Source organism: Devosia sp. XGJD_8 (assembly GCF_046614475.1).
Lineage (GTDB): Bacteria > Pseudomonadota > Alphaproteobacteria > Rhizobiales > Devosiaceae > Devosia.
In genome coordinates, this window is the sequence record NZ_JBKJHF010000001.1 from 771,030 (window position 1) to 786,152 (window position 15,123).

Sequence of the window (15,123 nt, forward strand, 5' to 3'; positions counted from 1 at the left end):
CTATTCGACAGAGGAAGTCTGGGGCGCAGCGAGGTCCGTCACCGCGACGATCCGGATTCCGGGCGCCTCGATGCTGGTGACCTCGCCCGACGCTACGGTCCACAGCGCCGAGCTGCCGCCCGCCTGCGGGAGTGATTGCAGATAGGAGAGCCGCTCCGCATGGGGGCTTCCCGCCTGTCCGGCGGCAATGGCGCCCTGCAGCAGCGACGCTTCGCCTTCCACATTGCCGGTCAGGCGATAGAGCGCACGCAGGCGCTGGAAGGCCGCATCGCTCGGGCTGGCGTCATAGAGGCGACGCAGCACGGTGGCTTCGCCGGCATAGTCGCGACCTTCGCGATAGAGCGCGGCCAGCTGTTCCAGCGCCCAGATGCGCTCGAACTGCAGTTCGCCCTCCTGCTCCAGCAAGGCAGCGGCCATGTCTGGCTGCTTGGTGAGCACGTAGAGCTTGAACAGCATGAAGTCTTCATAGGCATTGAGCGCCCGCTGGTCTTCCAGCGAGACAAGCAGCGTGATCGCCTCGTCATAGCGCTCTTCTTCGAACAGGCCCGCCGCCTTCTCCTCCGAGCTCGGCAGTAGCGCGAGCGTGCCGGCCAGGGCCAGCCCCGCCAGCACCACGATGGCCGCGAGCGTCCGGTCGGGCCTGTCGGTCGTGGCCGGGCTCAGGGCAGCCGGATTTCGGACCATGGTTTCAGCGTGTGTCGACATCGTCGAGCTCCCGGTCGCCAATGAAGAGGGGTGCGCCCAGAGCGGCGGCCTTCTGGCGCGCCAGCGCAATGGATTGGGGCGTGTCGAGATACTCGACCAGCAGGACCGGCTTGCCGGTTGTCTGAAAGCGCACCAGCGGGCGGAGGCTGGCGCGGAGTTCGGCATTGCTGTTGGTTTTTCCGTCGCCGGCGAGACCGAAAAACAGGTCTTCCTTGGCGACGGCGTCAATTGTCGACGCATAGTTCGGCTCGTCCAGCAGTTCCTCGCCATTCTGGCCCACGACGATGAAGCCGGGCCGGTACTGGCGCGCATAGCTGGCGATCCGGACCACGAAGTCGGACATCAGCTGCATGCGCTGCGCCCGGGAGACCCCGGGGGCGGGAACGTCGAAAGCATCGATCCGGTCGAGATAGACGCCATCGAAGCCGCTGGCGATGATGGCATCGAGATAGGCCCCCGGGGCGCCCAGGATGAGCGCCTGCCAGGCCTCGTCCCAGTAATTGACCGCATAATTGCCCGGCCAGTCCGGGTTTTCGGCACCCAGCCAGTCCGGCGGGCTCACGCTCCAGTCCCTCTGCCAATAGAAGCGGTAGTCCTCGGCTTCACCGATGCTGAGATAGGCGAGCACGATCCGTCGCTGGCCGTCCGGCTTGCGCTGCATCTGCGCCACCCTGGCCGGCTCGAACGCGCCTGCCGCCGTTCCGTCCCGCGCATAGTCGATCACCACAAGATCATAAGGCGTCGCCGCAATCGCCGCGGGATCGACCTGCTGCAACTGGTAGCCCCAGCTGCGCACGGTCTCGATACCCATGCGGGGTGCTGCCAATGCCGGACCGGCAGACATGGCGACCGCCAGGTGCAGGAGTGCGGACGCACTCAGGAGCGGCGACATGTGCGCGCGGGCGGCCCGGGGGGTGAGGAGTTCGCTGATGAGCATGTTTTCCGCCAAAGCAGTGCCGACAATCGGCAAGCTGCGCTGCTGCATGGATAGAGCAAGTCTGCCTGCGCAGCATTGATGACCATCAATGCAGTGGCTCAACACGCCCCATATCGTCTGGGAAAGGCCAGTAGATTGGCTGGTGCCTGCTAGGGAGCCAAGAAATGAACGAGCATATGACCATAAAGGCCCCGGTTTCCGATTTCGCCCTAGGGCGCAGCGGCAATGACGTGGCAATGCTTCTCTTGAAGATCGGCACGATCATCGCTGAAGTCTTGCTGATCGCCCACGCCGCGACCGGCCACGGCTGGGAGACCCTGGCACTGGGCCATGTCGGCATTATCGCCTCCCTCACTGTGCTGGTCCTGCTGCTCGAGCGCTCGCAGATCGAAACGGGCGCCCTGCAGACCTTTACCCTGCTGACCTTTGCCGGCGGTCCCATCGGCGGCGCGGCAGCCCTGTTGGGTGAGCAGCTGGCCTGGCGGCCCAAGGCCGATGCGCTGGAGAGCTGGTACAACACCATGGCGCCCAAGGAGGCTCCCGCAGTCACCCTGGTTGACCTGATCATCGATGGCCGCCTGGTGCAGCAGCGCTCGCGCCTGCCCCGCCCTTATGACGCGCTGCTCAGCTCGGGCACGATGCAGGAGAAGCAGGCGCTGCTCGCCTATCTCGCCATCGAGGATGACGAAAAGTTCGTCGAAGTCGCCCTGGCCCTTGCCCTGCGCAGCGCCGATCAGCGCGTCCGCGTCCAGGCCGCCGCGGTGGCTGCCTATACCAGGGCCCGCGCCCGCCGCAGGAAGATGGGTCTGTCCGGCCCGGGCCTCTCCGGCTTGCCAGCCACCCCGCGCAATATCTGATCCCGAAGTAGTGGAGTATCCATCATGTGGCGCGACGACAGCATTCAACTTCCGAGCAGACCCGAGAACATGGCGGATGTTTGCCTGATCGCCGAGGGATGCTACCCCTATGTCGCCGGTGGCGTGTCCACATGGATCGACTGGCTCATTCGCTCGCAGCCCGAACGGACCTTCTCTGTCCTGGCAATCCTGCCCAGCGCGCCGCAGACCGAGCCCCGCTACGCCCGCCCGGACAATCTGGTCTCGATCGAGCATGTGCTGCTCGACGACAACCACCTCGGCACGACGCGAACCTGGCCCTCGGTCACCCCCGAGCATATGGCCTCCCTGCTCGGGCAGATCCTCAATGAAGGCAGCCCCCGGGACCTGCGCGAGTTGATGGGCCTGCTTGGCAGCGGGCGGCACCGGGTGTGCCTCGACACGCTACTCAACTCGCCCGAAGCCTGGCAGACCATGTGCCACCATTATGGCTCCATGCCGCATGCGGCATTCCTGGGCTATTTCTGGGCCTGGCGCACGCTGGTCGGCGGCCTCTTCCGCGTCCTGACCTGTCCGCTCCCGCAGGCGCGGATCTACCACGCGGTCTCGACCGGCTATGCCGGCCTGATCGGCGCGCGCGCCGCCATCGAAACCGGCCGCGCCTCGCTCATCACCGAGCACGGCATTTATTCCAATGAACGCCGCATCGAGATCCTGATGGCGGACTGGATCGCCAACAGCATCGACAACGGCCTCGACCTGTCCGATGACCGCAAGGACATCCGCGAGCTCTGGGCGCGTGCCTTCGAGAGCTTCGCGCACCTCGCCTACGGCGCGGCCACCGAGATCACCGCCCTCTATGAAGCCAACCAGACCTTCCAGTATGCGCTGGGGGCCGAGCCGGAAAAGCTGAGCGTCATTCCCAATGGCGTCGATATCGAGCGCTACGGCCAGGTCAAGCAGGAGGCGCATGAGCGGCCCACCATCGCCTTTATCGGGCGGGTGACGTCCATCAAGGATGTGCAGACCTTCATCGACGTGGCCGAACGCCTGCGCGATCGCTTCCCCGACCTGCAGGCCCTGGTCATCGGCCCGATGGATGAGGAGCCCGAATATGCCCAGGAATGCGTGGCCGAGGTCAATCGGCGGCAACTCGCCGACACCGTCTCCTTCACCGGGCCGGTCAAGGTTTCCGACTATCTGGGGCGAATTGACGTTCTGGTGCTGACCAGCATCAGCGAGGCGCTGCCGCTCGTCATTCTCGAGGCCGGCGCCGCCGGCGTGCCCTGCGTCGCTACGGATGTGGGCGCCTGCCGCGAAATCCTGGAAGGCCGACCCAACGAATACAGCGCCATCGGCCCCGGCGGCGTCGTTGCCCCGGTGGGCGCCAGCGAAGAGATTGCCCAGGCCATCGCCATGCTGCTCGAGGATCCCAAGCGCCTGCGCGCCTATGGCGATCGCCTGCAGCGCCGCGTCCGCGAACAGTACCGTTCGGAGGTCGTGGCCGACGCATATCGTGCACTCTATGCGCGCAATTTCGCGCCGCAGATCAAGGTGGTGGCATAAATGGCCGGGATAGGTTTTGCGCTCAGGAAGCTGAGCAGCCAGGATAGCCTGGCCTCGCGCTCATTGGCCGGCGGCCACGCCATCCTGATCTCATCGGGCCCCTGGATCGTGATCATGGTCGGCCTGGCCCTGCTGCATTATCTGGGCCAGCCCATCCTCTCGCCCCTCGATCTCAAGATCTTCGGCGTGCTGGTGATCTACAGCTTCGCCTTGTCGCTGGTGATCACGGCGCCCATTTCGCTCGACGCGACCCTGCGCGTGTCGCGCATCCTGTTCCAGCGCCGGTTCCAGGATGTGCAGGGCATCTATCTGGCCGCGCTCTTCGTCACCACCGTCCTGGCAGTCGTGGGTGGGGCCATCGTCTTCTTTGGCCTTGTCAAGCTGCCGCTCGCCTTGGGGCTGGCGGCCATGGTCTGCGTGGTTCAGGTGTCCCATCTCTGGCTGGCCATGGCCTTTGTCGCGGCCATCAAGCAGTATCCGGCGGTGACGTCGGCCTTCGCTCTGGGCCTGACCTGCTCAATCTTCTTCGGCGGCGCCTCGGCGGCACTCGGCCACGGCCCGGGCGGCATGCTGCTCGGCTTCAGCCTCGGCCTCTGCATAGCCTTCTGCATTCTCAATTTCCTCATCCTGCGCACCTTCCCAGGCCGCCTGACGCCGTTCCACGAATTGCTGTCGACGCTGACCACGATCCGGCCGACTTCGGCGACCTTCATCGTCGCGGGTGTCTGCAGCGCCCTGGCCGTCTGGGCCGACAAGCTGGTCGTCTGGCAGTCCAGCGAAGCCACGTCCGTGGGCGAGGGGCTGCTCTATGCGGCGCGCTACGACAGCCCGATGTTCATGGCCTATATTTCCATCGTGCCCGTCATGTCGGTCTTCGTCGTGTGGCTTGAGACCACCTTCTTCGACAGCTACCGCCACTATCGTGACATCGTGCATTCCGGTGGCACCTTGCGCCAGATTGACGAGCAGCGCCGCACGCTGATGCGTGACACGGTCGATGCGGTATTCTCGGCTTTCCTGATGCAGCTGGCTATCAGCGCGGCCCTGGCCATTGCCGCGCCGTTCCTCGCCAACCTGCTGGGCCTGCCCTACGACGCCGTTTCGGTGCTGCGTCTGGCCCTGGTCGGAGCTGCCTTCCACTTCCTGTTCCAGGCCAGCTGCGGCGTCATCCTCTTCGTCCAGTACGGCAAGGCCTATCTCTGGCTGCAGGTGCTCTTCTTCGCCCTCAATACGGGGTTGACGGCCGTCATGCTGACCAATCCCGACCTGCTGGGCATGGGCTACGTGGTGGCCTCCATGGTCAGCGGAACGCTCGCCTATGCCGCCATGCGGCGCACCCTGGGCGGGCTCAATCGACTGACCTTCGTGGTCAACAATCCGGCTGTTGCCGGATAATCGCGGCACTCATTTTCATGCGAGGATTTCATGCATCACGATAGTTCTCTCGTTTCCAGGCACTTCTCCGGCCCGACCTCCCCGCAGCAATTGTTGCCCAGCCGGTCCAATAGCCTGGCGCTTGCCGAGGGGGCCGTGCTCCTGGTCGGGCTGACGCTGCTCGACTATGTCGGCGCCGTCCCCTTTGCCGACTGGCCGGTCCACCCCTTCCTGTTCGCGGTGGTCCTGCTCAGCGCGCAGTATGGGATACTGGGCGGCATCCTTTCCGCGCTGGCGGCCATCGGTCTGTCCCATATCGATGGCTGGCCGGCCCGTCCCATCGACATGTCCTACGCGGCCTATTTTGGCTATGTCTGGGCGGATGCCCTGTGCTGGATGCTGGCCGGCCTGATGGTAGGCGCCGTTACGTCGAACCGGGCTCGGGTCATTCAGGAACAGGCCGCGAAGCTGCGCAAGGCAACGCTGGCCGAGAGCCTGATCGCCGCCCAGTATGAAGTGCTGGCGCAACGCACACACCAGCTCGAACGCCAGCTGGCCAGCAATACCGAAACCGCCGATGCGCGTCCGCCGATCGCGATGCTGGTCCGGCCCCGCACGAGACCCCAGAAATCTGCGCGTCAGAACGCCGCCAAGGCAGGTTGAGGCCCTTGACGCTCGGAGCGCACATCACGGCCTTGGCCTGGATAACCATCAGACCTTGGTCTGATGAAGCGCTCCGATGATCCATCTAGCCTGCACCCAGATGACCAAACATGACGGCGACCCTGAAATGCCCAGGACGACGGAAGCCCTTCCCCTGACAACCGAGCCACCCCGGCAGGTGCCGCGCGGCTGGGTTATCCTTGGGCTGGCACTGGCCGTTTGGCTGGTGGTTCTCATCACCGGCTACGCCATGTGGAACCTGCTGACCTAGTCCTTGCCGGTCAGCTCCGGCCAGATCCGGCGGGCAATGATGCTGGCCTCGACCCGGTTGCGCACATGCAGCTTGGCAAAGACGTTCGAGAGATGAAATTTCACCGTCTTCTCGGTCACGTCCAGCTTCAACCCGATTTCCCGGTTGTTCATCCCGCGCGCCAGCAGCTGCAGGACTTCCGCCTCGCGCTTTGAGAGTTTGGCGTCGTCTTCGGCCTGCCGGGTCCTGGTCTTGAGTGCGCCCCAGAGCCCCTTCATCAGGTCGGGCGCGATATAGTTCTCCCCCGCCACGATGGACCGCAGGATCTTGCACATCTCTGTGGCCGTCGTGCCCTTGAGCACATATCCCGATACCCCGGCGTCAAGCGCCCTGGCGACGTCGCCTTCGTCGCCGGAGGCTGTGACCATGACAATCCTGAGCTCGGGGTAGACGGCCAGGATTTCCCCGATCCGCTCGATGCCGCTGTCAGACATCCGGGAATCGAGCAGCAACACATTGGGCCGGAGGCTGCGCACCAGCTCCACGGCCTCGGCCGCACTGCTCCCCTCGCCAACAACGGTGAACTCACCTTCCGTGGTGATCGCCTGAATCAACCCTGCACGGAACATGGGATGGTCGTCGACGACGACAACCCTGATCGGTTCAGTAGTCATCTCGGCCACCAGCGGTGACGCCGCGCAGCCACATTTCCAGTCGTGTCTGGCCGTTTTCTTGCACGAATGTGAAGCTGCCGCCGACGCTCTGCACGCGTGCCCGCAATCCGTAGAGCCCGAGGCCCTGGTGGTTCGCGTGTGTCGAGCGCTCGCCTGGAATGTAATAGTTGCTGATCGATAGCTTGAGCACCCCCCCTTGCAAAGAGGCTACTGCCGTCTGCCCCTCGGGCAGGCCATGATGAAAGGCGTTGTTGAGGCCCTCCTGGATAAAGCGGAATACGCAGATCGCGACCTCGGGCTCAACATGAACCGGTTCGACCCTTGTGTCCACGGAAACGGTGAGCCCCGTGCGCCGCATATGCTGGCTCACGGCGTGCTCGATCACTTGCAGCAGGTTGAGATCGGCAATGTCCGGCAGCACGAAATCCATCGCAATGGCGCGAATTTCCCTGAGGGCACCCGACAGGGCATCCTCGACTTCCGCGACGGCCGAACTGCGCTCCACCGCCTTCGACGCGCGACGGACCTGCTCCAGCTTCAGCATCGCAAAGCTGATCGTCTGAGCCGGCCCGTCATGAAGATCGGTTCCAACCGTCCTCAGGTGGAGATCGGTCAGTTCCGTGACGCTGCGCGAGGCGCGAACCGCATCTTCCTTGAGCTGACGCAGGTGGGCAGAGCGTGCATGCGTCAGTTTCAGGCGCTTGGACAAGGTGCGCTGCTGGCGCTCGATCGTGCGGCTCCCCTCGGCAACGATGCCGAACAGGCCCAGCATTACGACAATGGACACGACCGCCACGGTCGCCCAGGTCGCAATGGTCAGGGTCCACAATGCCTCTTCCAGCGGGCGGGTAATTTCGCGCAGCTCGGCCACGGCCGCAACCTCGCCCGTCTCCTTGTCACGGATCGGGAAATAGACTTCGACGAAGTCGTCTGCGAAGCCGCGCTGCAGATGGTCGGGTGAATCGATGTCGGAGAATTCCACCACGACGTCACCCGCCATGGCCTTGCTCACCGGCGCGGGCAGGGCCATCTGGCGGCCCGTAGCGCCGGGGCTGTTGGAATAGATGATGGTCCCATCGGGCAGCCACAGGTCCAGATAGGGGAACTGGGTGGCGAAGACCTCATCGGCCATCAGCGCGTCGAGCCGCTCGCGCGCCGTATCATCCAGTGCACCCTGGTCCAGGTCTGGCACGGCTGATGAAATGATATAGCTGGTGCCGATAGCGATCGCCGCGCCACGGCGCTGCACGATGTTATCGGTCATCACTGTCGTAGTAATGAGGCCGCACAGCAGCATCGCCGCGACGGTGAAGGCCGCGCCGGCGGCCACAAACTTCTGGGACAGGCCAAGCCCGTCCCAGCGCTGCTCCCATTCTTTCCGACGACCGAGCAAGTCGATCATCCCGATGTCCCAGCGCACGGCCCGCGGAGGCTTTCTGGCGCCCTCCCTATGTACAGCCAGCTAATCATTCGAACAGACCAAGGGCAACGCACCATTTGCGTCTCGCAGGGGAGAACTGGGGCTGAAAATACTCAGGCGGGCCAATGGAATGGGCTGTTCTCCGGTTCTGGCTGCAGAGACTGGTCGAAAGTCCAGTTTTTCGGCGTCCGAAGGTCTGGAAATGCCGTCGACTTTAATCCCCACAGGTCGTCGGACCTTTCGACCTGACGCATAGGCCTGCACCGGCGCACACTGGTGGACTTGGAGACTGCCTTGGTAGTCACCTGGGGAATGCCGGCTGGGAGCGGGGGCTCAATCCACATAGACGGGATAGGCCGGAAGCGTAAGCAGTGCTGTCATGTTTTATTGTATATCCATTCGTCGTTGTTCCATCCGCGCGTTAATCACAACCCTCATTTTCCTGACAATGGAATTTACCGTTCGTTAATTACCAAGTATAGTCGGGGAATTGAAATCAGGCAGGCGCCAAGGCGATTTTGCTGATGAACCAGAATAGCTTAATTACCCTAGCAGTGGCCGACGACCATCCTGTCTTGCTCGCGGGCATGATCTCGCTGTTCTCGAGCAGCGCCCGTCACAAGATCATCGGTCAGGCCGACTGTGCCGACGCCAGCATGGAGCTGGTCAAGACCCTCGCGCCCGACGTGATCGTCATGGATCTGAGCATGCCGGGCGACGTGTTTCGCACCATTGCCCAGATCGTGGCCACCGCGCCGCAAACCAAGGTTGTCGTATTCACCGCCTATTGCAGTATCGACTCTGCATTGAAGGCGCTCGATGCCGGCGCCACCGGGTTTGTGCTCAAGGGCAGTCCGTCTTCGGAACTGTTCGAAGCGATCGACATGGTCATGTCCGGCCAGATGTTCGTGACCCGGGAATATGCCAGCCAGGTGATGAATGGCCTGCGCGACCGGGCCCGGAAGCAGGCCCTGAACGAGGCGATCAAGCTCAACGTCCGCGAGCAGCAGATTGTCGGCCATCTCATGCAGGCCCGCACCAATCGCGAGATCGCTGCCGAATTGCGCATCAGCGAGAAGACGGTCAAGCACTACATGACGGGGCTGATGGCCAAGCTCAAGGCGCGCAACCGGGTGGAAGTCGTCATCGCCGCCCGCCAGAACCAGGATAGCGAGACCGCAGCGCGGCGTTAGGCCCGCTCCGACAAGAGGGCACGCGTCGCGGGCTGCAACCCGTGCCCATGCTTGGTCTTGGCACCAGAAAACTTGAAGATGCATGCTGCAGGGGCCGGGCTTTACTCGGCCGCGACCTGCAAGGCATGCGAAGCGCGGCGAGGCGCCGACCGCACGGCCGGCTGCGAATAGGCGACAAGCTCGCGCGCATGGGGGCCGCGGCTGCGGACCATTTCAACCAGGTCATGTTCGTCCTGCCGGGCGACCCGGAACAGGTCGCTGCGCCGCAAGACCCGGAATGTGGCATTGTCGATGATGCTGATCGTCCCGCGCCGGACCAGCGCCTGGATAGTCCGGCTGACGGTCTCGACTGTCGTCCCCAGATAGGCCGCGAAGTCGCGCCGGTTGAGCAGCACACGCACCACATCGTCGCGCATTCCGCCCCCTCGCACTTCCTCTGTCACGAGGCGCAGCGCCATGAAGGTGGCCATGCGCTCGGCAATGCTCTGGCAGGCCAGGACGATGATGCGTTCATGCGCCTCGTCGAGTTGATAGAGGTTTTGCATGTGGATGAAGTGTTCCAGCTCCTGGCTTTCGGCGAGGCGGGCCTCGAAGGTGGCAGGATCGAAGCAGGCGACGACGACGTCGGTGGCGGCTTCGATTGTAAACTCGGTGGTTACGCCGAAGATGCGACCAATAAAGCCGGGTGCTTCGATAATGCTGACAATGTTGGTGCGTCCGTCTGGCAGGCAGGTGACGAGCTTTACTGTCCCCTTGACAATATAGCCGACAATAGCCGCCAGGCCCGGCTCCCAGATCGTGTCGCCGCGCGAAAAGCGGCGGATATGGGCGGGTGGACCGAATTTTTCGGTCATGAGGCTGCCCGCGCCGGAGGCGTCAGGCTGCTGTTCGACAGGATTCTCGGTGCTGACCACAAAGGGGCGTTTCATCGGTCTATCCTGTCATTCCAGATCATGAATACTATTTCTAGACTGGAAAGGCCTCCTCTCACTATTCACATAGGTCCCGCCATTATTCAGACCAATGCATCAGTTTGCCGAGGACGTTGGTCGCTGACGCCATCAGACCTTGGTCCCTGGATGGCCTCGCCGCCACGTTTTCGCCGCGACCCTGACCGGTGAATGAACAGGATCAGCCGGCGATAACCTGCATATAGGCGAGGTTCCGGGCTGCCAGCTGCAGCGGCGTTTCGGCGGCATTTTTCGCCACGTCCTGCTCGACCACGATCGGGCCGCTAAAGCCGCGATCGGCGAGCAGCTGCATGACCGCCCTGATATCGACCACGCCATCGGGCAGGGGGCACATGACGCCCGCGCCATAGGACTCCGCGATCGAAAGCTGCCCGTCGAGCACGCGCTGGCGCACCGCGCCATCGACATTCTTGAGATGCATATAGGCGATGCGGGGAAAGACGCGTTTCATATAGGCCAGCGGGTCCTGGTCCCAGAAGGCATGGTGGCCGGTGTCGAAGCAGAGATCGATGTCCGTCTCGTCCAGCAATCGGTCGATCTGGCTTTCGCGCTCGACGGCGGTGCCGATATGGGGATGAAAGCTGAGCTTGAGCCCATGCTCGCCCTCGACCAAAGCCTGGACGTCGCGCACCATGCGCGTCAGCCCGGCCCAGCCCGCGGCGTCGAGCACGCCTTCCTGGCCCCTGGGATAGAAATTGCTCTCATCCATGATTACGAGGTGCCGCGCGCCGAGCGATACCAGCAGGGGCGCCAGCTCGCCCAGCGTCTGCATCAGGACGGGGCCGGAGGTCGCGTCGCCCAGGGTGTGGACATGGGTGGCCCCGATCATCACCAGGTCGCGCCTGGCCAGCTCATCCTGCAGCACGGCCGGATCCTTGGGCAGGAAGCCGAAAGGACCGAGCTCGGTGCCGCGATAGCCGGCCTCGGCCACTTCATCGAGATAGCGCTGCCAGGTGACGGCATTGCCGGTGGGATAGGCGACACCCCAGGAGCAGGGCGCATTGGCGATCAGCATGGCTCAGCCCTCGATATAGACGGGATTGCCGAGGGCGCGACGGATCGCCTGGTCGGCCAGGTTGACGCCCCGCAACTGCCAGGGCAGCTCGCGTCCTTCGATCAAGGCGAGGAATTCGGCTCCCAGCCGCTCACGGCTGGCCTCGGCCACGATTTCGGCGCGGATAAAGCCCTTGGCATGGCCAAGCGCGAAGTCATGCGACCATTCGTCGGCCGCGATCAGCGCCGTGCCGATATTGCCGCTGGCATCGATCCAGACCAGCCGGTCGCCCTTGGCGCCCCTGATCTCGACGCGCGCCAGGCGCGGTGCCGCGACACTCGAGCCCATGGGCTGGCCATCCACTGTCATCACCAGCGCCGGGCCGGTGGGGCTTTCGGTGACATAGCCCTGGCCGGCCTTCATGGCGGCAAGGATCGCGTCTTCCGAGAGTTCGGGCAGCCACAAGACTGTGGTCGGCCGCGCCAGCACCAGCGGCCCCTCCGGCATCAGCTGCGCCGGCTGGTGATAATCCGAGCCGCCAATGGCCGACAGGCGCAGCCCCGACACGAGGCGCTGCTGCCAGCGCTCCAGCGCGATCCAGTTCCAGGCCATCCAGGTGCTCTGCCAGACTTCCTGGCAATCCGCCTCGGGCAGTTCATATTCCCAGGCAATCGGCGGCTTGTCGTGGTTGATCGAGAGCAGCCCGCCCCTCTCATGCACCAGTCGCGCCAGCGTGTGGGCATCGGCCCGGCGTGTCATGCGGAAATCGATCCAGTCATCCACGCCATAGACGTTGGCGTGCCCCTCGGCCGTGGTCACCTCCATGGCGCGCACGAAGACCAGTTCGGGCGAAGACTGGGGGTGGAAATAGCGGCGCTGCGTGGTGGTGTTGTGGTCGGCAATGGCGAGGAAATCGAGGCCGGCCTGCCGTGCCGCCGCATGCAGCAATTCGGGCGAGCCCTTGGCGTCGGAATGAAAGGTGTGGCAGTGCAGGTCGCCGCGATACCAGCCTGCCTGCCGGCGCACCGGTAAGCGCCGTTCCGGCTGCGGCTCCAGTGCGCGCGGCGCCGTATCGAGCGCGATGGTGACGCTGACATCGGTGCCCGCTTCGGGAACCCTGTAGAGCCCCAGGATCACCGTCCAGCGTCCCGGCTGGATCACGCCATGCACATAGCCGGGTGTCGCATCGTCGGTGGCGATGAAGAAGCGGTCGCGCGCCCCCCCGCTCCAGCCGCGAAAGCCCTCACGGGTCGGATAACCCGTGTCGCGCGGATCAAAGGCGCCCAGGTCAATGACGCAGTCCTCGGCCTTTGGGTAGGCGAGGGTGACATCGATCCGCGTCGTGCCTTCGGGCACGTCGAAAGGCACGTAGAAATAGGGATTGGCGGCCTGGTCGGCGCGGGTGATGCGGGCGGTTATGGTGGTCATTGGTGGATTTGCCCTTTCTTCCTTCTCCCCTTGAGGGAGAAGGTGCCCCGCAGGGGCGGATGAGGGGTGCCTTCCCATCCGAGTGCTGTCTGTGAGGCCGGCACCCCTCACCCGTCTCGCGCTTCGCGCGATCCACCCTCTCCCTCAAGGGGAGAGGGACGAAAGGGGCGTTTCCCCATCGGCCGGAATGCGGTTCCCCGCGCCGTCGAACAGATGCACATGCTCGCTCGAAAAGCTCAGCGTCACCGCCTGGTCCAGCGCGATATGGTCATCGGTGAAGATGCGGGCGGTGACGCGCGAACCGTCGGGGCGCTCGATGGTGACGAGGCTTTCAGGGCCCATATTCTCATTGGCGAAGAGCTTGCCCGAAATGGTGTTGGCGGCGCCCGGCTCGGCAATCGCCAGATGCTCGGGCCGTATGCCCAGCGTCAGTGACTTGCCGGCGCCCAGCGCCGTGCCGATGCCCGACGACATGGCAAGGCCCCCCAGCACCAGCCCATCGGCGGACGGGCGCAGCTGCCCATCGCCCTGCACGGCCTCGACCGGCACCAGGTTCATCGGCGGGTTGCCGACGAAACTGGCGACGAAGGTGGTGGCCGGCCGGCGATAGATTTCTATGGGCGAGGCATATTGCACGATCTTGCCCTGGTCCATCACCGCGATGCGGGTGGCCAGCGCCATGGCCTCCGCCTGGTCATGGGTCACATAGACGGCCGTCATGCCCATGTCGCGCTGCAGGTGGTTGAGAAAGCCGCGCGCTTCGAGCCGCAGCTTGGCGTCGAGATTGGAGAGCGGCTCGTCGAAGAGATAGACCTGGCTCGGATAGACCAGGGCCCGCGCCAGCGAGGTGCGCTGCTGCTGTCCGCCCGAAATCTGGCTGGGCAGGCGGTCGAGGAGATGGCCGATCTTGAGCACGTCGGCGACTTCCTTGGCGCGGCCGTGCCGCTCGGTCACCGACTTGCCGCGCACCTTGAGCGGATAGGCAATATTGTCGGCCAGGTTCATATGCGGATAGAGCGCATAATCCTGGAACACCATGGAAATCTGGCGATCCTTGGGATGGTAGTGGGTCACGTCCTCGCCACCGATCAGCACCTTGCCCGAGGTCGGCGTTTCGAGCCCCGCTATCATGCGCAGGCTCGTGGTCTTGCCGCAGCCCGAGGGGCCGAGCAGGCAGACGAACTCGCCATCGCCAATGGAAAAACTCACATCCGACACGGCGTTGAAGTTGCCGAAGATCTTGGTGACGTTGCTGAATTCGACTGATGCCATGACTGGATTAGGCCTTGATGCCGCCAAAGAACCGGAAGCCGAACTTCCAGCTGACGAAGAGATAAAGGGCGATGACGGGAAGCGAGTAGATGAGCGAATAGGCGGCCAAGAGGGTCACGATGGGCGTGCCCGCCTCCGAATAGAAGGAGTAGATGGCCACCGATGCCGGCATCTGGTCGTCGCTGCGCAAGAGGATGAAGGGGATGAGAAAGCTCCCCCAGATGTTGACGAAACCCCAGACCACCACGACGACGATGCCGGGCCGGATCACCGGCAGGGCCACGTCGAAGAAGGCCTGGACGGGCGAGGCGCCGGCGACCATGGCGCTTTCCTCGTAGGATTTGGGGATGGAATCGATGAAGTCGCGCAGGATGAACATGGCGGTGGGCAGCAGCCCGCCGGCAAAGGTCAGGATGACCGCAAGATGGGTGTCGATCAGCCCGGCGGCGGAGACGATGAGAAAGATCGGCACCATGGCCGCCGACCCCGACACGACCGAGGAAAACAGCAGCAGGATATAGGTGACAGCGCCCTTGCCCGGCAGCGACGAGCGCGACAGCGCATAGGCCGCCAGCGTTGCCGCGGCACCGACCAGGATCACCCCGCCCACCGACTGGATGAGGCTGTTCCACAGCGCCTGCACGGCAAAGCTGTTGCCGAAGACGGTGACGAAATTGGACAGCGTCCACGGGTCGGGAATGGCCAGCCCCAGCTCTGCCCGCGCATTGAACGGGGCGAACAGGAACCACAGCAGCGGCAGGGCGAAGGCGGCGCCGATCAGCGCGGCCAGGGCCGAGAAGGCGATGCGGCCGATGAAGGCGGGCAGGGTGAGCTTCATGG

15 protein-coding genes are annotated in these 15,123 nt (G+C 64.1%); 6 read left to right on the top strand and 9 right to left on the bottom strand.

Annotation, left to right across the window (positions count from 1 at the left end; genetic code table 11):
* Complete coding sequence (locus ACLI1C_RS03535; protein ID WP_411395474.1) at positions 1-705, bottom strand: tetratricopeptide repeat protein; 705 nt, start codon at positions 703-705, stop codon at positions 1-3.
* On the bottom strand, positions 689-1,642 hold the full coding sequence (locus ACLI1C_RS03540; RefSeq protein WP_411395475.1) for an MJ1477/TM1410 family putative glycoside hydrolase: 954 nt from the start codon (positions 1,640-1,642) through the stop codon (positions 689-691). The genes ACLI1C_RS03535 and ACLI1C_RS03540 overlap by 17 nt, the downstream gene beginning before the upstream one ends.
* Positions 1,643-1,806: 164 nt before the next feature.
* On the opposite strand from ACLI1C_RS03540, the gene ACLI1C_RS03545 reads away from it, so the two are divergent.
* From ACLI1C_RS03545 to ACLI1C_RS03565, 5 genes are all read left to right on the top strand, one after another.
* Positions 1,807-2,499, top strand: coding sequence for a hypothetical protein (locus ACLI1C_RS03545; protein ID WP_411395476.1), 693 nt, complete (start codon positions 1,807-1,809; stop codon positions 2,497-2,499).
* A gap of 69 nt (positions 2,500-2,568) precedes the next feature.
* Complete coding sequence (gene pelF, locus ACLI1C_RS03550; protein WP_411395477.1) at positions 2,569-4,044, top strand: GT4 family glycosyltransferase PelF; 1,476 nt, start codon at positions 2,569-2,571, stop codon at positions 4,042-4,044.
* On the top strand, positions 4,045-5,439 hold the full coding sequence (gene pelG, locus ACLI1C_RS03555) for an exopolysaccharide Pel transporter PelG (RefSeq protein ID WP_411395478.1): 1,395 nt from the start codon (positions 4,045-4,047) through the stop codon (positions 5,437-5,439).
* A gap of 30 nt (positions 5,440-5,469) precedes the next feature.
* On the top strand, positions 5,470-6,081 hold the full coding sequence (locus ACLI1C_RS03560) for a hypothetical protein (protein WP_411395479.1): 612 nt from the start codon (positions 5,470-5,472) through the stop codon (positions 6,079-6,081).
* 76 nt (positions 6,082-6,157) lie between these two features.
* The gene (locus ACLI1C_RS03565) at positions 6,158-6,352 is read left to right on the top strand and encodes a hypothetical protein (RefSeq protein ID WP_411395480.1); all 195 of its coding nucleotides are present in this window, start codon (positions 6,158-6,160) and stop codon (positions 6,350-6,352) included.
* Here ACLI1C_RS03565 and ACLI1C_RS03570 read toward each other — a convergent pair.
* Together ACLI1C_RS03570 and ACLI1C_RS03575 are read right to left on the bottom strand one after the other, a co-directional pair.
* Positions 6,349-7,005: a response regulator gene (locus ACLI1C_RS03570; protein WP_411395481.1), complete on the bottom strand. Its 657-nt coding sequence runs from the start codon at positions 7,003-7,005 to the stop codon at positions 6,349-6,351. The two genes, ACLI1C_RS03565 and ACLI1C_RS03570, sit on opposite strands and share 4 nt — an antisense overlap.
* A complete protein-coding gene (locus ACLI1C_RS03575; protein ID WP_411395482.1) occupies positions 6,995-8,407 on the bottom strand; it encodes a sensor histidine kinase in 1,413 nt (470 codons plus the stop codon). The genes ACLI1C_RS03570 and ACLI1C_RS03575 overlap by 11 nt, the downstream gene beginning before the upstream one ends.
* 542 nt (positions 8,408-8,949) lie before the next feature.
* Here ACLI1C_RS03575 and ACLI1C_RS03580 point away from each other — a divergent pair.
* The gene (locus ACLI1C_RS03580; protein WP_411395483.1) at positions 8,950-9,618 is read left to right on the top strand and encodes a response regulator; all 669 of its coding nucleotides are present in this window, start codon (positions 8,950-8,952) and stop codon (positions 9,616-9,618) included.
* Between the two features lie 101 nt (positions 9,619-9,719).
* Here ACLI1C_RS03580 and ACLI1C_RS03585 read toward each other — a convergent pair whose 3' ends face one another.
* From ACLI1C_RS03585 to ACLI1C_RS03605, 5 genes are all read right to left on the bottom strand, one after another.
* Positions 9,720-10,547 carry a Crp/Fnr family transcriptional regulator gene (locus ACLI1C_RS03585; RefSeq protein ID WP_411395484.1) on the bottom strand — a complete coding sequence of 276 codons (828 nt, stop codon included), beginning with the start codon at positions 10,545-10,547 and terminating at the stop codon, positions 9,720-9,722.
* Between the two features lie 202 nt (positions 10,548-10,749).
* Positions 10,750-11,604 (bottom strand): sugar phosphate isomerase/epimerase family protein, encoded by an 855-nt coding sequence (locus ACLI1C_RS03590; RefSeq protein ID WP_411395485.1) that lies wholly within the window; start codon positions 11,602-11,604, stop codon positions 10,750-10,752.
* A 3-nt stretch (positions 11,605-11,607) separates the two neighbouring features.
* Positions 11,608-13,011 carry a CehA/McbA family metallohydrolase gene (locus ACLI1C_RS03595; protein ID WP_411395486.1) on the bottom strand — a complete coding sequence of 468 codons (1,404 nt, stop codon included), beginning with the start codon at positions 13,009-13,011 and terminating at the stop codon, positions 11,608-11,610.
* A 144-nt stretch (positions 13,012-13,155) separates the two neighbouring features.
* On the bottom strand, positions 13,156-14,283 hold the full coding sequence (locus ACLI1C_RS03600; protein ID WP_411395487.1) for an ABC transporter ATP-binding protein: 1,128 nt from the start codon (positions 14,281-14,283) through the stop codon (positions 13,156-13,158).
* 7 nt (positions 14,284-14,290) lie between these two features.
* Positions 14,291-15,121 carry a carbohydrate ABC transporter permease gene (locus tag ACLI1C_RS03605; protein ID WP_316360401.1) on the bottom strand — a complete coding sequence of 277 codons (831 nt, stop codon included), beginning with the start codon at positions 15,119-15,121 and terminating at the stop codon, positions 14,291-14,293.
* Positions 15,122-15,123 lie beyond the last annotated feature (2 nt).